Origin of the sequence: Pseudomonas fluorescens (assembly GCF_902498195.1) — a bacterium.
In the GTDB taxonomy this organism is placed as follows: domain Bacteria; phylum Pseudomonadota; class Gammaproteobacteria; order Pseudomonadales; family Pseudomonadaceae; genus Aquipseudomonas; species Aquipseudomonas fluorescens_BU.
Genome location: NZ_CABVIY010000005.1, coordinates 167,835 through 187,794, shown reverse-complemented (window position 1 = coordinate 187,794; position 19,960 = coordinate 167,835). Strand labels below are relative to the sequence as shown.

Sequence of the window (19,960 nt, the reverse complement as noted above, 5' to 3'; positions counted from 1 at the left end):
GAAATGGAAAATAACCAGCCGATAATCATCAAGCGCGTCAAGCGCTACGCCGCTGGGCATCACGGGGGCGCCTGGAAAATCGCCTTCGCCGACTTCGCCACGGCGATGATGGCGTTCTTCCTGGTGTTGTGGCTGTTGTCCACCGCCACCCCGGAACAGAAGATCGCCATCGCCGGTTACTTCAAGGACCCGATCGGCTTCTCCGAAAGCGGCACGCCGTACATCATCGACCTGGGCGGTACGCCGACCCTGGCACCGGAAAATACCTTGAACCCCGAGGTGAAATCCCAGCCGCAGCCGGACAAGGTGACCGTCGACGCCGAACAGGTCGAAGGCATGGCCGAGATGGTGGAGAAGGAGCGCCTGGAACTGTTGCTGCAGGAACTGCAGAACAAGGTCGAAGAAAATCCGCAGCTGCAGAAATTCAAAGACCAGATCATGTTCGAGATCACCCCGGACGGCTTGCGCATCCAGATCGTGGACGCCGAGAACCGCCCGATGTTCGACTCAGGCAGTGCGCGACTGAAGCCATATTTCGAAGACATCCTGCTGGCCATGGCCGACACCATCAAGGCGGTGCCGAACAAGATCAGCATCAGCGGCCACACCGACGCCAAGCCGTACATCGGCCAGGGTGATTTCGGTAACTGGGAACTCTCGGCCAACCGTGCCAACGCCGCCCGCCGTGCGCTGGTTGCGGGCAGCTATCCGGATACGCAAGTGGCGAGGGTGGTCGGCTATGCCTCGTCGGCGTTGTTTGACCGCGAACATCCGTTCAACCCGGTCAACCGCCGTATCGACATCATTGTGCTGACCAAGAAAGCCCAGCGTGCCATCGAAGGTTCGCAAGGCGCGGAACCGGCGCCCGATGCCCCGCCAGCGGCTCCGGGCCAGGCGCCGGCCACGCCGGTCGACCCGAACGCGTTGCCGGCAGACAAGGAGCCATTGCCGGCCCATGAGCTTCGTGAACGGCTGAACCTGTTCGATGATCCGGCGCCGAAGCCGGGTGAAGCGCCGAAACAGTGATTTAGAAAGAAAGGTGTGGCTATCCGGCCGCCTTCGCGAGCAAGCCCGCTCCCAAAAAGACGATTCGGTCCAGTGTGGGAGCGGGCTTGCTCGCGAACGGGGCTGAACAGGGATTACATCTTCAGACATGCAAAACAAAAAAGCCGCGAAATGATCGCGGCTTTTTCACATCTGCGGGAAACGTCTCAGTAACCGTTTTCCGGCAAGCTGGCGATGATCGAGCGGTAGCTGTTCATCCGTTGTTGCTGCACGCGGCCGTCTTCCAGGGCCTTGAGCAGGGCGCAACCGGGTTCGCGGTCGTGCTTGCAGTCACGGAAGCGACAAGTGCCAAGCAGGTCGTTGAACTCGATGAAGCCGGCTTCGACGTCGGCACGGCTGACGTGACCCAGGCCGAACTCGCGGATACCCGGGGAGTCGATCAGTTCACCGCCACCGGGGAAGTGGAACAATCGTGCGGTGGTGGTGGTGTGAGTGCCCTGGCCGGACAGCTCGGACAACGGGCCGACGCGGGTCTCGACCTCCGGCAGCAGGCTGTTGACCAGCGATGACTTGCCGACGCCGGACTGGCCGACGAACACACTGATGCGTCCGTCCAACTGTTTTTGCAGCTGCTCCATGCCGTTGCCGTGGTGGGCCGACACTTCGAGCACCGGGTAACCCAGGGTGCGGTAGACCGCCAGCAAGGCATTCAACGCCGGGGCGTTGTGCTCGTCGATCAGGTCGAACTTGTTCAGCAACAGCAGCGGCTTGATCCCCGCGTGTTCAGCGGCTACCAGATAGCGGTCGATCAGGTTGGCATGAGGTTCAGGCAATGGCGCGAACACGATGACGATCATGTCGACGTTGGCCGCCACTGGCTTGAGCTGGCCTCGGCTATCCGGGCGGCACAGTTCGGTGTTGCGCGGCGATTGCGCCACGATCACGCCGATACCCTGGTTGCCGGCACGCCAGACCACTTGATCGCCGGTCACCAGCGCAGGCAGGTTGGCCCGCAAGTGGCAACGGAACACCTGGCCGGCATGCTCGCCATCGAGGGCTTCGACTTCGACCTGCACACCGAAGTGCGCGATCACCAGGCCGTGCTGTTCCGGGCCCAGATCGCCGCCCTCAAGTGCCTCGACGGCCGAGGACTCGCGTTTGGCGGCGCGGGCAGCGCGTTCGCCCTGAATCTTTTCGATGCGCCAGTTTTGACGACGATTGAGTTGGCGTTTGGCCATGGGTGTTCCGTATCAAGAATGCAGCGATTAGGTAAAACGGCCGCGAGTTTAGCACGCCCGGCCACCGGCCTAAGCTAAACTGCGCAGCATTGCCTAGGAGCCGACACATGCAAAACCCGCAGAACCTGATCTGGATCGACCTGGAAATGACCGGTCTGAACCCTGATACCGACGTCATCATCGAGATGGCCACCATCGTCACCGACAGTGACCTGAACACCCTGGCCGAAGGCCCGGTGATCGCCATCCACCACAGCGATGAAATCCTCGCTGGCATGGATGAGTGGAACACCCGTCAACATGGCGGTTCGGGCCTGACCCAGCGCGTTCGCGACAGCCGTATCAGCATGGCCGAGGCTGAAGCCGAAACCATCGCCTTCCTGGAGAAATGGGTGCCCAAGGGCAAGTCGCCGATCTGTGGCAACAGCATCTGCCAGGATCGTCGCTTCCTTTATACCCACATGAAATCCCTGGAAAGCTATTTCCACTACCGCAACCTCGACGTCTCGACCCTCAAGGAACTGGCCGCACGCTGGGCGCCAGACGTACGCGACAGCTTCAAGAAGGGCAGTACCCACCTGGCCCTCGATGACATCCGCGAATCGATCGCCGAGCTGCAGCATTATCGCCAGCACTTCATCAAGGCCTGACATGGTCTCCCTGTAGGAGCTGCCGCAGGCTGCGATCTTTTGATCTGTCTTTTCTAAAAATCAAAAGATCGCAGCCTGCGGCAGCTCCTACAGGGGGTTGTGGTGCTCCCGCCCTCTTTTGGTGCTGATGCTAAATGGCTAGACTGCGCGCCTTTCTGCAAGGACCGCCACCATGTTGCTGATGCTCTACCTGATCGCCATCACCGCCGAGGCCATGACCGGCGCCCTGTCTGCGGGCCGTCGCGGAATGGATTGGTTTGGCGTGGTGCTGATTGCCTGCGTCACGGCATTGGGTGGCGGTTCGGTGCGCGATGTGTTGCTTGGCCACTATCCGCTGACCTGGGTCAAACACCCGGAATACCTGGTACTGACCACCATCGCGGCGATGTTCACCGTGTTCACCGCCCGCTGGATGCGCCACCTGCGCTCGCTATTCCTGGTGCTCGACGCCGTCGGGCTGGTGGCGTTCACCCTGATCGGCTGCATGACCGCCCTGGAAATGGGCCATGGCATGCTGGTTGCCTCGGTCAGTGGTGTGATCACCGGGGTGTTCGGCGGCATCCTGCGCGACATCTTCTGCAACGACATCCCGCTGATCTTCCGTCGCGAGCTGTACGCCAGCGTCTCGTTCGCGGCGGCGTGGTGTTACATGCTATGCCTTTACCTGAACGTGCCGGGAGAACAGGCGATTCTGATCACGCTGTTCGGCGGCTTCCTGCTGCGATTGCTGGCGATCCGTTTCCATTGGGAAATGCCCAAGTTCGTCTACAACGACGAAGCCTGAACCCGGGTTTACCTGTACGAGCTGCCGACGGCTGCGATCTCGGCGTTGATGTTCAAAATCAAAAGATCGCAGCCTTCGGCAGCTCCTACAGGATTCCGTGTTGTTTTAGCGCCCACTCGACGTGTTCGCGGACCATTTCGGATGGATATTCCCGACGCGCCTTTAACGCCTCCAGCACTGGAATCGTTGAAGGCGCGTTACCCAGCCCGACGGCCAGATTGCGCAGCCAGCTTTCATAACCTGCCCGTCTTAGCGGCGAACCTTCGGTGCTGCTGAGAAACCTGTCTTCATCCCACATGAACAGGTCAGCCAGGTCGGCGTTGTCCAGGTTATGCCGTGGCTTGAAGTCGCTTTCGCCCGACGGGCGGGCAAAGCGGTTCCACGGGCAGACAATCTGGCAGTCATCGCAGCCGAACACCCGGTTGCCGATCAGCGGTCGCAGCTCCTCGGGAATGGCGCCCTTGAGTTCGATGGTCAGGTAGGAAATGCAGCGTCGGGCGTCCAGCACATAGGGGCCGACGAAGGCATTGGTCGGGCAGATGTCGAGGCAGGCGCTGCATCGGCCGCAATGTTCGGTGGCATGGGGCGGGTCCACTGGCAGCGGCAAATCGACGAACAGTTCGGCGAGGAAAAAATAACTGCCGGCCTTTCGATTCAAGACCAGGGTGTTTTTGCCGATCCAGCCAAGGCCAGCCTGTTCCGCGATGGCTTTTTCCAGCACCGGGGCGCTGTCGACGAAGGCGCGGTAGCCGAATGGGCCGATGGCCTGCTGGATTTTTTCCGCCAGTTGTTGCACGCGTTTACGGATCAATTTGTGGTAATCGCGGCCCAAGGCATAACGCGAGACGTAGGCTTTCTCCGGTTGGGCCAGCAGCTGCGCCATTTTGGTATCGCCCGACAGGTAGTCCATGCGCAGCGAAACCACGCGCAACGTGCCCGGCACCAGCTCTTCCGGATGCGAGCGTTTGCTGCCATGGGCGCCCATGTAGTCCATTTCGCCATGGTAGCCGGCGTCGAGCCAGCGTTGCAGGTGCTGCTCATGCTCGGCCAGGTCGAGGCCGCTGATGCCGACTTGCTGGAAGCCCAGCTCGCGGCCCCAATCCTTGATGGATTGGGCGAGGGTGGGCAGGTCATTGGTAATAGCGGGCATGAGGCGAGAGAAACCGGAGCTGAGGTGCGTATAATTCTGCCAGACATCGGAGCCTGAAGACGCATGCCGCACACTAAAGATGATTTACCCGACGCGCTGTACAGCGCCGTGCAGGTCCGAGGGCTCGATGCGAGCCTGATCGCGGCCGGCACACCGGGCTTCGAACTGATGCAGCGCGCGGCGCGGGCAACCTGGCGTGCGCTGGTGCGTGAGTGGCCGACGGCAAACGAGTTGACCGTTGTCGCCGGTCATGGCAACAACGCCGGCGACGGTTATCTGGTGGCGGTGCTGGCCAAGCGTGCCGGGTGGTCGGTGCGGGTACTCGCAGCGGGTGATCCGCAGCGGCTAGGCGGGGATGCGGCGCTGGCCCATGCCGAGGCACTGTTCGAAAACGTTTTCATCGAAACCTGGTGCGCGCCATCCGGGCTTCGCGGCCTGGTGCTGGACGCCTTGCTCGGCACCGGGCTGACCGGTGACGTACGCGAGCCGTACGCCAGCGTCATCGCGGCAATCAATGCCAGCGGATTGCCAGTGGCGGCGGTGGATATCCCTTCCGGGTTATGCGCCGATACGGGTCGCATCCTCGGCTGCGCGATCCGGGCCGATCTGACGGTCACCTTCATCGGCTTGAAACTGGGGTTGTTCACCGGCGATGCGGCGGACGTGGTGGGTGAGCTGGTCTTCAACGACCTGCACGCCGATCCGCCGCTGCTTGAAGCCGCGCCGACCAGTGCCCGTCGACTGACGACCAGCAATTTGCCCCGGCTGGCCCCGCGAACACCCACCTCCCATAAAGGCAAATTCGGTCATGTGCTGCTGATCGGCGGTGATCGTGGCCTGGGTGGGGCGATCCTGCTGAGTGCGCAAAGTGCGCTGCGCAGTGGGGCGGGCATGGTCTCGGTGGCGACCCGTAGCGAACACGTGCCTGCCGCGCTGGCCAGAATCCCCGAGGCGATGGTGCTGGGCACTTCGTCGGCCAATCAGTTGATGGGATTGCTGCAGAAGGTGTCCGTACTGGTCGTCGGTCCAGGCCTGGGTCAGGGCGCCTGGGGACGCGGCCTGTTGTCGGCCGCGGCCAACGCGCCACTGCCGCAAGTCTGGGACGCCGATGCGCTGAATCTGTTGGCCGAGGAACGCGTGAATCTACCCAAGGATTGCGTGATCACCCCGCATCCTGGCGAGGCGGCGCGGTTACTGGGCATGAGCACCGCGCAAGTTCAGGCCGATCGCCCTGCGGCGGCCCATGCGTTGAGCAAAAAATATACAGCCGTGGTGGTGCTCAAGGGGGCCGGCAGCCTGATCGCCAGTCCCGACGGGCGGTTGGCCGTGTGTCATCAGGGGCATCCCGCCATGGCCACCGCCGGTTTGGGGGATGTGCTGGCCGGGCTGGTCGGCGCATTGCTGGCCCAGGGCATGGACGCGTTCGATGCGACCTGCCTGGCGGTCTGGCTGCACGCCAATGCGGGCGAGCAACAAGGTAAATGTGGCCGCGGGCTGGCGGCCAGTGATCTGATTCCAGCCATTCGTCAGTTGTTGGAGGAGCATGCACCGTGTCTGAAGTAACCCTGTACCTGGCTGATGAAGAGGCGATGACCGCGTTTGGCGCACGTATCGCCCACACGACAAAAGGGCACGGTCTGATTTTTCTCGAGGGGGATCTGGGGGCGGGGAAAACCACGCTGTCCCGGGGCATCATCCGTGGCCTGGGGCACGTCGGGGCGGTAAAAAGCCCGACCTTCACCCTGGTCGAGCCTTACGAGATCGGCGACATTCGCGCCTTCCATTTCGACCTGTATCGCCTGGTTGATCCCGAAGAGCTGGAATTCCTGGGTATCCGCGACTATTTCGAAGACGACGCACTGTGCCTGATCGAATGGCCCGATAAAGGTGCAGGCTTTTTGCCAAAGCCCGACCTGACCATTACCATTAGCCCGCAAGACAGCGGGCGTTCGCTGAAAATTTTATCCCAGGGCTCGCGCGGCGAGTCGTGGTGTGCCGCTTTGGCATTGGAATCCAAATAGATGATGGGGTTAGGTATGCGCTTTCGCGCGTTGGTGGCTGCCGTAGGGGTGATGTTTCTGGCGGTGACCGTCGACGCTGTGGCCGAGACGAAGGTCAACAGCGTTCGCCTGTGGCGAGCGCCGGACAACACACGGCTGGTGTTCGACCTGACAGGTCCGGTGCAGCATAGCGTCTTTACCCTGACGGCTCCGGATCGCCTGGTCATCGACATCAATGGCGCCACCCTGGGTGCACCGTTGAACGTCAATAGCGCCAATACCCCGATCACGGCGATGCGTTCGGCCCAGCGCACGCCGACCGACCTGCGAGTGGTCATCGACCTGAAAAAGGCCGTCACCCCGAAAAGCTTCTCCCTGGCTCCCAACGCCCAGTACGGCAACCGACTGGTGGTCGACCTGTTCGATAACCCGTCCGACGCTGCGCCGCCTCCCGCGCCGACGCCATCGGTGGCCACGGTGCCGGCCGTACCGGTCACGCCGACCGAACCTGCAATCAAATTGCCGCCAGCCCCGGCGGGCAAGCGCGACATCATTGTGGTCATCGATGCCGGTCACGGCGGTGAAGACCCGGGGGCTTCCGGTTCTCGCGGTCAGCGTGAAAAAGACGTGGTGCTGCAGATTGCCCGCGAATTGCAACGCCAGGTCAACGGCATCAAGGGGTTCCGCGCCGAGCTGACCCGTACCGGCGACTACTTCATTCCGTTGCGCGGGCGTACCGAGATCGCCCGCAAGAAGGGTGCGGACCTGTTCGTATCGATCCACGCCGACGCCGCGCCTTCGGCCGCCGCTTTCGGTGCCTCGGTGTTCGCGCTGTCGGATCGCGGCGCAACGTCTGAAACCGCGCGCTGGCTGGCCGACAGTGAAAACCGTTCCGACCTGATCGGGGGGGCCGGCAACGTCAGCCTGGACGACAAGGACCGCATGCTCGCCGGCGTGCTGCTCGATCTGTCGATGACCGCGTCCCTGACCTCCAGCCTCAACGTCGGTCAGAAAGTCTTGAGCAACATCGGTCGGGTCACGCCGCTGCACAAGCAACGGGTTGAGCAAGCCGGGTTCATGGTGCTGAAGTCGCCAGACATTCCGTCGATCCTGGTAGAAACCGGGTTCATCTCCAACGCCAACGAAGCGTCCAAGCTCGCCGCGTCCAGCCACCAGCAGGCGCTGGCACGCTCCATCAGCAGCGGCGTGCGTCAGTTCTTCCAGCAAAATCCGCCACCAGGCACTTACATTGCCTGGCTGCGTGACTCCGGGAAAATCGCCCAGGGTCCGCGCGACCATCGGGTAAACCCGGGCGAGACGCTGGCGATGATCGCCGTGCGTTACCAGGTGTCGCCGGCCACGCTGCGCAGTGCCAACAACCTGGCGAGCGACGAGCTGAAGGTTGGTCAGCACTTGACCATCCCCGGCACTGAACTGGCAGCCAAAGAATGAGCCAGGAGTTGACCAACGCGGCCCGCATCGAGCTGCTCAGCCCTCGACTGGCGAACCAGATTGCCGCCGGTGAGGTGGTTGAACGCCCGGCCTCGGTGATCAAGGAGTTGCTGGAAAACAGCCTCGACTCCGGCGCCAAACGCATCGATGTCGATGTCGAGCAGGGCGGCGTCAAATTGCTGCGGGTGCGCGACGATGGCAGCGGTATTTCCGCCGACGACCTGCCGCTGGCCCTGGCGCGACATGCCACCAGCAAGATCCGCAACCTGGAAGATCTCGAGCAGGTCATGAGCCTGGGCTTTCGCGGTGAGGCCCTGGCGTCGATCAGTTCCGTGGCGCGCCTGACCCTGACGTCACGCACCCGCGATGCCGATCAGGCCTGGCAGGTCGAGACCGAAGGCCGGGACATGGCGCCTCGCGTACAGCCGGCGGCGCACCCGGTGGGGACTTCCGTCGAAGTCCGCGACCTGTTCTTCAACACGCCGGCGCGACGCAAGTTTCTCAAGACCGAAAAAACCGAATTCGATCATCTGCAAGAAGTGATCAGGCGCCTGGCCCTCGCACGCTTTGATGTGGCGTTCCATTTGCGCCACAACGGCAAGACCATCCTCAGCCTGCACGAAGCCCGCGATGATGCGGCGCGTGCCCGGCGAGTGTCGGCGATTTGTGGTCCGGGTTTCCTCGAACAGGCGCTGCCGATCGAAATCGAACGCAACGGCCTGCATCTGTGGGGCTGGGTCGGGTTGCCGACCTTTAACCGCAGCCAGGCGGATTTGCAGTACTTCTTCGTCAATGGCCGTGCGGTACGCGACAAACTGGTGGCCCATGCGGTGCGCCAGGCCTATCGCGACGTGCTGTTCAATGGCCGGCATCCGACGTTCGTGCTGTTTTTCGAAGTCGATCCGGCGGGCGTTGACGTGAACGTGCACCCAACGAAGCACGAAGTGCGCTTTCGCGACGGGCGCATGGTTCACGATTTCCTTTATGGCACCCTTCACCGCGCCTTGGGCGATGTCCGGCCGGAAGATCATCTGGCCGCACCGGTGGCGACAGCGATTGTCCGGCCTACCGGGCTCGAAGCCGGTGAGTTTGGTCCACAGGGTGAAATGCGCCTGGCGGCCAATGCACTGCTGGAGCAGCCTCAGGCGCAACCCTCATTCAATGCGCCGGCTGGCTCGGGCGCTGGCGCGGGCTATCAATATCAGTACACACCGCGGCCGCAATCCACTGTCCCAGTGGCTGAAGCGCAGGCTGCCTATCGCGAGTTCTTCGCGCCGCTGCCCGAAGCCAACGCGTCAGCGCTGCCAGACGGGCAGGGCGATATCCCGCCGCTGGGTTATGCGCTGGCGCAGCTCAAAGGCATCTATATTCTTTCGGAGAACGCCCAGGGGCTGGTGCTGGTCGACATGCACGCCGCCCACGAGCGCATCATGTATGAACGCCTGAAAGTCGCCATGGCCAACGAGGGTCTCAGTGGCCAGCCATTGCTGGTGCCCGAGTCGCTGGCGGTCAGTCAGCGCGAAGCCGATTGCGCCGAAGAACACGTCGCCTGGTTCCAGCGCCTGGGCTTCGAATTGCAGCGCCTCGGCCCGGAAACCCTGGCGATCCGGCAGATTCCGGCCTTGCTCAAGCAGGCCGAGGCCAATCGACTGGTCGGTGATGTGCTGGCCGACCTGATGGAATACGGCACCAGCGACCGCATTCAGGCACACCTGAACGAACTGCTGGGCACCATGGCCTGCCACGGCGCGGTCCGGGCGAATCGACGCCTGGCCTTGCCGGAAATGAACGGTCTGCTGCGTGATATGGAGAACACCGAGCGCAGCGGTCAATGCAACCATGGCCGACCGACCTGGACCCAATTGGGCCTGGACGATCTGGACAAACTGTTCTTGCGCGGTCGTTGATGAGCCAATTCCCACCGGCGATTTTTCTGATGGGCCCGACCGCCGCGGGCAAGACCGACCTGGCCATCGAGCTCACCAAGGTGCTGCCCTGCGAGCTGATCAGCGTTGACTCGGCGCTGGTCTACCGGGGCATGGACATCGGCACCGCCAAACCGTCGAAAGAGCTTTTGACGCAATTTCCGCACCGTTTGATCGATATTCTCGACCCGGCTGAGAGCTATTCGGCCGCGGATTTTCGTCGTGACGCCCTTGAGGCCATGGCCGATATCACCGCGCGTGGAAAAATTCCGCTGTTGGTAGGCGGCACAATGCTCTACTACAAGGCTTTGCTCGAAGGCCTGGCCGACATGCCCGCCGCCGACCCGCACGTGCGCGCGCAAATCGAAGAAGAGGCTGCACGCCTTGGCTGGCAAGCCCTGCACGAACAATTGGCGGTGATCGACCCGGTCTCTGCCGCGCGGATTCATCCGAACGATCCGCAGCGACTCAGTCGAGCATTGGAAGTTTATCGCGTCAGCGGTCAGAGCATGACTGCCCTGCGTTTGCAACAATCTGCGCAAAGTACTGAAGCAGCCGCTTCGGGACAGCAACAATTGCCCTATACTGTCGCGAACTTGGCGATTGCCCCGGCAAATCGCCAGGTACTGCACGAGCGAATTAAACAAAGATTCACTTTAATGTTGGAACAGGGATTCATCGACGAGGTCGTAGCCCTGCGTGAGCGAAGTGACCTGCATGCCGGGTTGCCGTCTATACGTGCAGTAGGCTACCGACAAGTCTGGGATTACCTGGATGGCAAGCTGACGTCAGCCGAGATGCAGGAGCGTGGAATCATTGCCACGCGACAATTGGCGAAGCGCCAGTTCACCTGGTTGCGCAGTTGGGCTGATCTGCATTGGCTGGACAGCCTGGATTGCGACAATCTGCCGCGCGCCTTGAAATACCTGGGGACCATCTCCATATTGAGCTGAGTCCTTGCAATTGCCGTCTATCCTTGGGGGTGTGACGGCCACAAGTCATCTGTTTACCTATTTTTTATATTGAATCCTTAAAGGAGTGCGGCACATGTCAAAAGGGCATTCGCTACAAGACCCTTACTTGAATACTTTACGTAAAGAGAAAGTTGGGGTGTCCATCTACCTGGTCAACGGGATCAAGCTGCAAGGCACGATCGAGTCTTTCGACCAGTTCGTTATCCTGCTGAAGAACACTGTCAGCCAGATGGTCTACAAACACGCTATCTCTACAGTAGTGCCGGTTCGTCCAATTCGTCTGCCTAGCGCAACCGAATCCGAAGCAGGTGATGCTGAGCCAGGTAACGCCTGATAGGAGTCTCCTTTGTTCTTTGAGCGCCACGGTGGTGGTGAGCGAGTCATCCTCGTTCACTTGGATGGACAGGACCCTGAGGCGCGCGAAGATCCGCAGGAGTTTCAGGAATTGGCAAATTCGGCCGGCGCCGAGACCGTTGCGTTTTTTAACGTGCCGCGTCATCGGCCAACCGCCAAATTCCTGATCGGCAGCGGCAAGGTCGAGGAACTGCGCGACCTGGTCAAAGCTGAAGAAGCTGATCTCGTGATTTTCAATCACGTCCTCACGCCCAGTCAGGAACGTAACCTCGAACGTGTCTTCGAGTGTCGCGTGATTGATCGTACCGGTCTTATTCTCGATATTTTCGCCCAGCGCGCCCGAACTCATGAAGGCAAGCTCCAGGTAGAACTGGCCCAGCTTGACCACATGAGCACCCGGCTGGTTCGTGGCTGGACCCACCTTGAGCGTCAGGGTGGCGGTATCGGCATGCGTGGCCCGGGTGAAACCCAACTGGAAACCGACCGCCGTCTGCTGCGGGTTCGCCTGCGACAGATCAAGGGCCGGCTGGAGAAGGTGCGTAGCCAGCGCGAACAGTCGCGACGTGGCCGTTCGCGTGCCGATATCCCGACCGTGTCCCTGGTGGGGTACACCAACGCCGGTAAATCCACGCTGTTCAATAACGTGACGAAATCCGACGTGTACGCGGCCGACCAGTTGTTTGCCACGCTGGACCCGACCCTGCGTCGTCTGGATCTGGACGATCTGGGGCCGATTGTGCTGGCGGACACTGTAGGTTTCATTCGCCACTTGCCCCACAAGCTGGTCGAGGCATTTCGGTCTACCCTCGAAGAGTCGAGCAACTCCGACCTGTTGTTGCACGTGATCGATGCGGCCGAGCCTGATCGCATGTTGCAGATCGAGCAGGTGATGGTGGTACTGGGCGAGATTGGTGCCCAGGACTTGCCGATCCTCGAGGTCTATAACAAACTCGATTTGCTTGAAGGCGTTGAGCCACAAATTCAGCGCGACGAACACGGCAAGCCCCAGCGGGTCTGGCTGTCGGCACGTGATGGCACTGGACTGGAGTTGCTTGAGCAAGCCATTGCCGAGTTACTCGGCAGTGATTTGTTTATCGGTACGCTGCGCTTGCCCCAACGATTCGCTCGACTGCGTGCGCAGTTTTTCGAACTCGGTGCGGTGCAAAAAGAAGAACACGACGAAGAAGGCATCAGTTTGCTGGCCGTTCGTTTGCCCCGGGTCGAGTTGAATCGACTGGTAAGCCGCGAAGGATTGCAGCCGATGGAATTCATCGAGCAACACACTTTGCAATAAAAGCCTGAGAAAGCGGTTGTGCCGCGGTGACAGGCATTCTGTAGCATTGGTCGGCGCGCCGTGGGTGCGTCTTTGCTTTATCAGATGGAGAGCGCTATGGCTTGGAATGAGCCGGGTGGCAACTCGAATAATCAGGATCCTTGGGGTGGCAAGCGCCGTAATAACGGCGATCGCAAGGGGCCGCCAGATCTCGACGAGGCCTTCCGAAAGCTGCAGGAAAGCCTGAACGGGTTGTTCGGTGGTGGTAAGAAACGGGGTGATGACGGCGGTGGCTCGGGCAAGAGTGGCGGCTTCGGCGGCCTGCTCGGCATCGGCCTGGTCGTATTGGCAGCCGTATGGCTGTACAGCGCGGTCTATGTAGTGGACGAACAGGAGCAAGCCGTGGTGCTGCGCTTCGGCAAGTACTACGAGACCGTCGGCCCGGGCCTGAACATCTATTTCCCGCCGATCGACAAGAAGTACATGGAGAACGTGACGCGTGAGCGTGCGTACACCAAGCAGGGCCAGATGCTGACTGAAGACGAAAATATCGTCGAAGTGCCGCTGACCGTGCAGTACAAGATCAGCAACCTGCAGGATTTCGTGCTGAGCGTCGATCAGCCGGAAATCAGCCTGCAGCACGCGACCGACAGCGCCCTGCGCCATGTTGTGGGCTCCACCGCGATGGACCAGGTCCTGACCGAAGGTCGTGAATTGATGGCCAGCGAAATCAAGGAGCGTCTGCAACGCTTCATGGATACCTATCGCACCGGTATCACCGTGACCCAGGTCAACGTACAGAGCGCAGCGGCACCGCGTGAAGTGCAGGAAGCCTTCGATGACGTGATCCGTGCCCGTGAAGACGAGCAGCGTTCGCGCAACCAGGCTGAAACCTATGCCAACGGCGTCGTGCCGGAAGCCCGTGGTCAGGCCCAGCGCATTCTCGAAGATGCCAATGGCTACCGTGACGAAACCGTCTCGCGCGCCAAGGGTGAGGCCGATCGCTTCACCAAGCTGGTCGCCGAGTACCGCAAGGCACCTGAAGTCACCCGCCAGCGTCTGTACCTGGACACCATGCAGGAAGTCTTCAGCAATACCAGCAAGGTTCTCGTGACCGGCAACAAGAACGGGCAGAGCAATCTGCTGTACCTGCCGCTGGACAAGATGATCGACAGCAGTGGCCGCACCACCAGCACGCCGATGACAGGTGCAGCGGCCACCAGCAATGAAGCGAATGCACGTGCGGCAGCTGATCTGCAGCAACAGCAAGCACGTACCAGGGAGAGTCGCTGATGAGCAATAAATCGCTGATCGCCCTTATTGTCGGCGTCGTCGTGGCGATCGCTGCCTGGAACTGCTTCTACATCGTGGCTCAGACCGAGCGTGCGGTGTTGCTGCAGTTCGGTCGCGTGGTCCAGGCTGATGTCCAGCCTGGCCTTCATGTGAAAGTGCCTTACGTTAACCAGGTGCGTAAATTCGACGCACGCCTGATGACGCTGGATGCACCGACGCAACGCTTCCTGACGCTGGAAAAGAAAGCCGTGATGGTCGATGCCTACGCCAAGTGGCGCGTGAAGGACGCCGAGCGTTTCTACACCGCGACATCCGGCCTCAAGCAGATTGCCGACGAGCGTCTGTCCCGTCGTCTGGAGTCGGGCCTACGTGACCAGTTCGGTAAGCGCACCCTGCATGAAGTGGTATCGGGTGAGCGTGATGCACTGATGGCGGATATCACGGCTTCGCTGAACAAGATGGCCGAGAAAGAGCTGGGCATCGAAGTCGTCGATGTTCGGGTCAAGACCATCGATCTGCCGAAGGAAGTGAACCGCAGCGTGTTCGAGCGCATGAGCACCGAGCGTGAACGTGAAGCTCGCGAGCACCGCGCCAAGGGTAACGAACTGGCAGAAGGCATCCGTGCCGACGCCGATCGTCAACGCCGCGTACTGCTGGCTGAAGCCTATCGTGAATCTGAAGAGGTTCGCGGTGACGGTGATGCCCAGGCCGCTGCGATCTACTCCAAGGCCTACGGCCAGGATCAGGAGTTCTACGCGTTCTACCGTAGCCTGCGTGCCTACCGTGAAAGCTTCGCGAACAAATCCGATGTCATGGTCCTCGACCCAAGCAGTGACTTCTTCCATTACCTGGAAAAAGCCAAGCCTTGATACGACGTTGACCTGAATCATCCCGCCGGGCGGCTAATACCTCTGGCGGGGTGATCCTTTGGGAAAACGTGTGTATGATGCGGCAGCCGGGAAATTCCCGGCTTTTTTGCGTCTGCACGTTTGATTGCTGTTTTTGTGCAGGTGCCCGAGCGCAATGGCTCGACAGGTTTTACGAGGAAAGTGCTTGGCGAAGCCCATTTCAGGCTTTTCGCTACGTCGCTCATGCGCGTTGTTTGTGCTGGGCTCATCATTTTCTGCTTCACTCAAGGCTCGCCCAAAGGCTTGCCGCCCGGATCATAGGGGAATGGCGTAATGGCAACGGTAGACCGCTGGCTGCTGCCAGATGGCATCGAAGAAGTACTGCCACCGGAGGCGGCGCGCATTGAAGTCGCGCGTCGCCAGGTGTTGGATCTGTTCCAGAGCTGGGGTTACGAGTTTGTCGTGACTCCCCATATCGAGTACCTGGAATCCCTGCTGACCGGCGCGGGCCAGGACCTGGATCTGCGTACCTTCAAGGTCATCGACCCGCAGTCGGGCCGGCAGATGGGTTTCCGGGCGGATATCACGCCGCAGGTGGCGCGCATCGATGCGCATACCCTGCGCCGCGAAGGCCCGAACCGTCTGTGCTATGCCGGCAGCGTGCTGCACGCCCAGCCCCGTGCCTTGTCGTCTTCGCGCAGTCCGATCCAGTTGGGCGCCGAGTTGTACGGCGATGCCAGCCCGAGCAGCGACGTTGAAGTCATCAGCCTGATGTTGGCCATGCTGCAGCTGGCCGATGTGCCGGACGTGCACATGGACCTGGGGCATGTCGGCATCTACCGCGGCCTGGCCCGCGCCGCCGGTTTGTCCGGCGAAGTTGAACAGCAGTTGTTCGATGCGTTGCAACGCAAGGCCATCGACGAGGTCATTACCTTGACCGAAGGCTTGCCGGCCGATCTGTCGGGCATGTTGCGGGCGTTGGTTGATCTGTGTGGCGGTCGCGAAGTGTTGGTGGCAGCCCGTGAGCGCCTGGCCAAGGCTCCGGCTCCGGTCCTGACGGCCCTGGACGATTTGCTGGCGATCGCCGAGCGTTTGTCCGTGCGTTTCCCGCAGCTGCCGTTGTATTTCGACCTGGGCGAGTTGCGCGGTTACCACTACCACACCGGTGTCGTGTTCGCGGTGTTCGTGCCGGGTGTTGGCCAATCCATTGCCCAGGGCGGTCGTTACGACGACATCGGCGCCGACTTCGGTCGCGCCCGTCCGGCAACCGGTTTCTCCACCGATTTGAAAACCCTGGTGACCCTGGGGCGTGCTGAGATCGAGCTACCGTCTGGCGGTATCTGGATGCCTGACAGTACGGATGCGGCACTCTGGCAGCAGGTTTGCCAGTTGCGCAGTGAGGGTCAGCGTGTCGTTCAGGCCTTGCCTGGGCAACCTTTGGCCGCCGCCCGTGAAGCGGACTGCGACCGGCAATTGATTCAGCAGAACGGGCTTTGGCAAGTATCGCCACTGGCTTCTTGAGTTTTCCTGCCGGCCGCCGCCGGCACCAAGTTTGCGCGAATGAGGACAAGTGTTATGGGTAAGAATGTCGTAGTCCTGGGCACCCAATGGGGTGATGAGGGCAAAGGCAAGATCGTTGATCTGCTGACCGAACATGCTGCCGCCGTAGTGCGTTACCAGGGTGGCCACAACGCTGGCCACACACTGGTGATCGACGGTGAAAAAACAGTCTTGCACCTGATCCCGTCGGGCGTACTGCGCGAAGGTGTGCAGTGCCTGATCGGCAACGGCGTGGTGGTTGCACCCGACGCCCTGTTGCGGGAAATCAACAAGCTGGAAGAGAAGGGTGTGCCGGTGCGCGAGCGTCTGCGCATCAGCCCTTCCTGCCCGCTGATCCTGTCCTACCACGTAGCGCTGGACCAGGCCCGTGAAAAGGCCCGTGGCGAGCTGAAGATCGGTACTACCGGTCGCGGCATCGGCCCGGCTTATGAAGACAAGGTAGCGCGTCGCGGCCTGCGCATCGGTGACCTGTTCCACCGCGAGCGTTTCGCCGCCAAGCTGGGCGAGTTGCTGGACTACCACAACTTTGTCCTGGTCAATTACTACAAAGAGCCTGCAATCGACTTCCAGAAGACGCTGGACGAATGCATGGAATACGCCGAGCTGCTCAAGCCGATGATGCTCGACGTCACCGCCGAGCTGCACCAGCTGCGTCGCGCTGGCAAGGACATCATGTTCGAGGGCGCCCAGGGCTCCCTGCTGGACATCGACCACGGCACCTACCCGTACGTCACCAGCTCCAACACCACCGCGGGCGGCATCGCCACCGGTTCGGGTGTTGGCCCGATGTTCCTGGACTACATCCTCGGCATCACCAAGGCCTACACCACTCGCGTCGGTTCCGGTCCGTTCCCGACTGAGCTGTTCGACGACGTTGGCGCGTTCCTGGCCAAGCGTGGTCACGAATTCGGTGCAACCACCGGCCGTGCCCGTCGTTGCGGTTGGTTCGACGCTGTCATCCTGCGTCGCGCCATCGACGTCAACAGCATTTCGGGCCTGTGCCTGACCAAGCTGGACGTACTGGACGGCCTGGAAACCATCAACATCTGTGTTGGCTACAAGAACCAGGACGGTGCAGTGATCGACGCGCCGACCGACGCTGACAGCTACATTGGCCTGGAGCCTGTGTACGAAGAGATGCCGGGCTGGAAAGAATCCACCCTGGGTGCCAAGACGCTGGAAGAGCTGCCACAGGCTGCGCGCAACTACATCAAACGCGTCGAAGAGTTGGTCGGCGCGCCGATCGACATTATTTCGACGGGCCCGGACCGCAACGAAACCATCGTTCTGCGCCATCCGTTCGCTTGATAAGTTGTTGATGTAAAAAACAAAGGCCCCTTAATCGGGGCCTTTGTCGTTTATGCCTGTCGCACGGCATGACCTTTGCACCGAACATTGAAAAAAGCATGGCTACTGGCGTGCTATCAATTTAATGGCGCCAATGCAGAGGGATTTCCAGTGTCAGCCGTTCTCTCACTGTTACAAAGCCGTCTATTGCGGCCTGTGTTCGTTACCCTCGGTATCGCCCTTTTGGTGCAGGTGCTGGTGGCTGTCGCTCTGACCCGGAGCACGGTGACCGCGCTTGAAGCCGATCTGGGAGTACGCCTGGGGGCTGACAGTCAAAAACTGTCCGGCGAGCTGGAACAGGCCGGGCGTGAAGTCACGTCGAGCCTCGACAGTCTCTCGACCAGCACGCGTCAGCGCCTCACGGCCGGTTTGTCCTCGCGACTGGAGGAAGAGCAGGCTCAGTTGCGCGCCACCCTGGAAAAAGACCTGAAGGACTCCGCCAATGATATGGCGCAGCTCCTGGCGTCGGTCGCGCCCCGGGCCATGTGGGACAGCGATGTTCCAACCCTCTCCGAATTCGCCCGCCGCGCGCAGCGCAATCCGAACGTGTTGTTCGTGGTCTATGACGACGCGACGGGGCAGCACCTGACGCGCTACCTGAACCGGGAAAACCCGATCAACAAGGCCTTGCTGGAAAAAGGCCAGGGCGAGCGGGCGCTGGATAAGGTGCTGGATGCGGCGAAGAGCGATCCATCGGTCTACTACCTCGAAGCCTCGATCAACCCCAATGGCGTGGAAATCGGCAAGGTGCTGATGGGGGTCTCGACTGTCTCGGTGGAAACCGACCTGGCCGCCCTCGACAAGCGTTTCTCGGCCCTGATCGCCAGCAGTGATCAGCTGGTGGGCGACAGCCTCAAAGGGGCGGCAGCGGACAGCGCGACCGCCATGCGTGCGCGGCTGCAGTCGGCGCAGTCGACGGCGTCCGAGATGAAAGCCAATACCACCAGCACGGTGCAAGAGGCCGCAGCCACCTTGCGCTGGCGCATCGGCATGGGGCTGGCGGTGGTGGGTGCTGGCGTTCTGCTGCTGCTCGCCGTGGTGCTGGGGCGTCGCGTGGTCAATCGCCTGAAGATGCTGATTGCCGCCATGGATGACCTGGCGGCCGGCGAAGGTGATCTGACCAAGCGCGTTCAGATCAACAGCCAGGACGAAATCGGCGACATGGCTTCGGCCGTCAATCGTTTTGTGGATAAATTGCAGCCGATTGTGCGCGAGGCGGGTGACGTGGCTCAGCGCACCGGTGTGGAAATCGGTGCCATGACCTTGCGCAATGCCGGGGCCGATGCGGCGGCGGGCATGCAGCGCGATGAAGTGGCCGAGAGCCTGCGCGCGTTGTCGCAGATGGCGGATGAGGCTCAGTCTGAGAGCCAGGCCATGCAGGCGGCGTTGAAGCAGGTGGTGGATATTCGTCAGGCGACTGACGAGAACACCCGGACCTCGGCGAAAGTCGGTGGCCTGATCGAGGCGTTGGCCGGGCAGGTGGATACCGGTGCACAAGTGATCGAGCGACTGGCGCAGCAAAGTGAACAGATTGAAGTGGTGCTGACGGTGATTCACGGGATCGCCGAACAGACCAACTTGCTGGCATTGAATGCGGCGATCGAAGCGGCGCGGGCCGGCGAGACCGGGCGAGGATTCGCGGTGGTGGCTGACGAGGTGCGGGCACTGGCGAGCAAGACACAAAGCTCTACCGGCGACATTCAGGCGCACATCGTGGCGTTGCAGCAAGGCGCGCGCGAAGCAGTGGCGGCGATCGGGCAGGCGGGGCGCCAGGCCAACGAAGGGTTGCTGGTCTTGCGTGACAGCGCACGGTTGCAGCAATCGGTTCAGGCCTCGGTAGAGCAGGTGCATGCCGCGATTGGCCTGGCGACCCAGGCGGCGGCGCACCAGGCGCAGGGAGCCCAGGCAGTGCGCGGCCGGGTCGAGACGATTCATGCGCAGGCCGAGAAGGCAGCTCAGGCGGTGGTGGAGACCACGGCCAGTGGCAAGGTGCTCGATGGGTTGGCGGCGCAGTTGAAAGCGAGCCTGGGACAGTTCAGGGCTTAGGTTTTGAGTGGTTGTCTCTGACGCCTACGCGAGCCAGCCCGCCCGCCCCCACATTTGATCG

At 61.4% G+C, this 19,960-nt stretch carries 17 protein-coding genes; 15 read left to right on the top strand and 2 right to left on the bottom strand.

Annotation, left to right across the window (positions count from 1 at the left end):
• Window positions 1–3: 3 nt before the first annotated feature.
• Window positions 4–1,026: a flagellar motor protein MotB gene (gene motB / locus F8N66_RS19630; protein ID WP_150771771.1), complete on the top strand. Its 1,023-nt coding sequence runs from the start codon at window positions 4–6 to the stop codon at window positions 1,024–1,026.
• A 185-nt stretch (window positions 1,027–1,211) separates the two neighbouring features.
• Here the strand turns inward: motB and rsgA are convergent, their stop codons facing one another.
• Entirely contained in the window at window positions 1,212–2,243 is a 1,032-nt protein-coding gene (rsgA, locus tag F8N66_RS19625; RefSeq protein WP_150771770.1) for a small ribosomal subunit biogenesis GTPase RsgA, read from the bottom strand.
• 107 nt (window positions 2,244–2,350) lie between these two features.
• Between rsgA and orn the strand changes: the two genes are divergently transcribed.
• Window positions 2,351–2,893 (top strand): oligoribonuclease, encoded by a 543-nt coding sequence (gene orn / locus F8N66_RS19620; RefSeq protein WP_150771769.1) that lies wholly within the window; start codon window positions 2,351–2,353, stop codon window positions 2,891–2,893.
• A gap of 172 nt (window positions 2,894–3,065) precedes the next feature.
• Entirely contained in the window at window positions 3,066–3,677 is a 612-nt protein-coding gene (locus tag F8N66_RS19615; protein ID WP_150771768.1) for a trimeric intracellular cation channel family protein, read from the top strand.
• Window positions 3,678–3,762: 85 nt separating this feature from the next.
• Here F8N66_RS19615 and queG read toward each other — a convergent pair whose 3' ends face one another.
• A complete protein-coding gene (gene queG, locus F8N66_RS19610) occupies window positions 3,763–4,827 on the bottom strand; it encodes a tRNA epoxyqueuosine(34) reductase QueG (protein WP_150771767.1) in 1,065 nt (354 codons plus the stop codon).
• A gap of 63 nt (window positions 4,828–4,890) precedes the next feature.
• Here queG and F8N66_RS19605 point away from each other — a divergent pair, with 63 nt between their 5' ends.
• The 12 genes from F8N66_RS19605 to F8N66_RS19550 all read left to right on the top strand — a co-directional run bounded on the left by F8N66_RS19605 (window position 4,891) and on the right by F8N66_RS19550 (window position 19,899).
• The gene (locus tag F8N66_RS19605) at window positions 4,891–6,390 is read left to right on the top strand and encodes an NAD(P)H-hydrate dehydratase (protein ID WP_150771766.1); all 1,500 of its coding nucleotides are present in this window, start codon (window positions 4,891–4,893) and stop codon (window positions 6,388–6,390) included.
• Window positions 6,378–6,848, top strand: coding sequence for a tRNA (adenosine(37)-N6)-threonylcarbamoyltransferase complex ATPase subunit type 1 TsaE (gene tsaE / locus F8N66_RS19600; RefSeq protein ID WP_150771765.1), 471 nt, complete (start codon window positions 6,378–6,380; stop codon window positions 6,846–6,848). Before F8N66_RS19605 ends, tsaE begins: the two co-directional genes overlap by 13 nt.
• A gap of 51 nt (window positions 6,849–6,899) precedes the next feature.
• A complete protein-coding gene (locus F8N66_RS19595) occupies window positions 6,900–8,279 on the top strand; it encodes an N-acetylmuramoyl-L-alanine amidase (RefSeq protein ID WP_412070744.1) in 1,380 nt (459 codons plus the stop codon).
• An 8-nt stretch (window positions 8,280–8,287) separates the two neighbouring features.
• Complete coding sequence (mutL, locus tag F8N66_RS19590) at window positions 8,288–10,186, top strand: DNA mismatch repair endonuclease MutL (RefSeq protein WP_191623033.1); 1,899 nt, start codon at window positions 8,288–8,290, stop codon at window positions 10,184–10,186.
• Window positions 10,186–11,157, top strand: a complete 972-nt coding sequence (gene miaA / locus F8N66_RS19585; protein WP_150771762.1) for a tRNA (adenosine(37)-N6)-dimethylallyltransferase MiaA — start codon at window positions 10,186–10,188, stop codon at window positions 11,155–11,157. The genes mutL and miaA overlap by 1 nt, the downstream gene beginning before the upstream one ends.
• A 94-nt stretch (window positions 11,158–11,251) precedes the next feature.
• On the top strand, window positions 11,252–11,512 hold the full coding sequence (hfq, locus tag F8N66_RS19580; RefSeq protein WP_007902656.1) for an RNA chaperone Hfq: 261 nt from the start codon (window positions 11,252–11,254) through the stop codon (window positions 11,510–11,512).
• Between the two features lie 12 nt (window positions 11,513–11,524).
• Window positions 11,525–12,826: a ribosome rescue GTPase HflX gene (gene hflX / locus F8N66_RS19575; RefSeq protein WP_150771761.1), complete on the top strand. Its 1,302-nt coding sequence runs from the start codon at window positions 11,525–11,527 to the stop codon at window positions 12,824–12,826.
• 96 nt (window positions 12,827–12,922) lie between these two features.
• Window positions 12,923–14,098: an FtsH protease activity modulator HflK gene (hflK, locus tag F8N66_RS19570; RefSeq protein ID WP_150771760.1), complete on the top strand. Its 1,176-nt coding sequence runs from the start codon at window positions 12,923–12,925 to the stop codon at window positions 14,096–14,098.
• A complete protein-coding gene (hflC, locus tag F8N66_RS19565; protein WP_053153692.1) occupies window positions 14,098–14,967 on the top strand; it encodes a protease modulator HflC in 870 nt (289 codons plus the stop codon). Before hflK ends, hflC begins: the two co-directional genes overlap by 1 nt.
• A 312-nt stretch (window positions 14,968–15,279) precedes the next feature.
• Window positions 15,280–16,467 carry an ATP phosphoribosyltransferase regulatory subunit gene (locus F8N66_RS19560; protein ID WP_150771759.1) on the top strand — a complete coding sequence of 396 codons (1,188 nt, stop codon included), beginning with the start codon at window positions 15,280–15,282 and terminating at the stop codon, window positions 16,465–16,467.
• Between the two features lie 54 nt (window positions 16,468–16,521).
• Window positions 16,522–17,814, top strand: coding sequence for an adenylosuccinate synthase (locus tag F8N66_RS19555; RefSeq protein WP_095192127.1), 1,293 nt, complete (start codon window positions 16,522–16,524; stop codon window positions 17,812–17,814).
• Window positions 17,815–17,964: 150 nt separating this feature from the next.
• Window positions 17,965–19,899 (top strand): methyl-accepting chemotaxis protein, encoded by a 1,935-nt coding sequence (locus F8N66_RS19550; protein ID WP_150771758.1) that lies wholly within the window; start codon window positions 17,965–17,967, stop codon window positions 19,897–19,899.
• Window positions 19,900–19,960 lie beyond the last annotated feature (61 nt).

Coding starts and splice junctions, on each gene's coding strand:
- motB (WP_150771771.1), top strand. CDS start 4: ATGGAAAATAACCAGCCGATAATCATCAAGCGCGTCAAGCGCTACGCC.
- rsgA (WP_150771770.1), bottom strand. CDS start 2,243: ATGGCCAAACGCCAACTCAATCGTCGTCAAAACTGGCGCATCGAAAAG.
- orn (WP_150771769.1), top strand. CDS start 2,351: ATGCAAAACCCGCAGAACCTGATCTGGATCGACCTGGAAATGACCGGT.
- F8N66_RS19615 (WP_150771768.1), top strand. CDS start 3,066: ATGTTGCTGATGCTCTACCTGATCGCCATCACCGCCGAGGCCATGACC.
- queG (WP_150771767.1), bottom strand. CDS start 4,827: ATGCCCGCTATTACCAATGACCTGCCCACCCTCGCCCAATCCATCAAG.
- F8N66_RS19605 (WP_150771766.1), top strand. CDS start 4,891: ATGCCGCACACTAAAGATGATTTACCCGACGCGCTGTACAGCGCCGTG.
- F8N66_RS19595 (WP_412070744.1), top strand. CDS start 6,900: ATGTTTCTGGCGGTGACCGTCGACGCTGTGGCCGAGACGAAGGTCAAC.
- miaA (WP_150771762.1), top strand. CDS start 10,186: ATGAGCCAATTCCCACCGGCGATTTTTCTGATGGGCCCGACCGCCGCG.
- hfq (WP_007902656.1), top strand. CDS start 11,252: ATGTCAAAAGGGCATTCGCTACAAGACCCTTACTTGAATACTTTACGT.
- hflK (WP_150771760.1), top strand. CDS start 12,923: ATGGCTTGGAATGAGCCGGGTGGCAACTCGAATAATCAGGATCCTTGG.
- hflC (WP_053153692.1), top strand. CDS start 14,098: ATGAGCAATAAATCGCTGATCGCCCTTATTGTCGGCGTCGTCGTGGCG.
- F8N66_RS19560 (WP_150771759.1), top strand. CDS start 15,280: ATGGCAACGGTAGACCGCTGGCTGCTGCCAGATGGCATCGAAGAAGTA.
- F8N66_RS19555 (WP_095192127.1), top strand. CDS start 16,522: ATGGGTAAGAATGTCGTAGTCCTGGGCACCCAATGGGGTGATGAGGGC.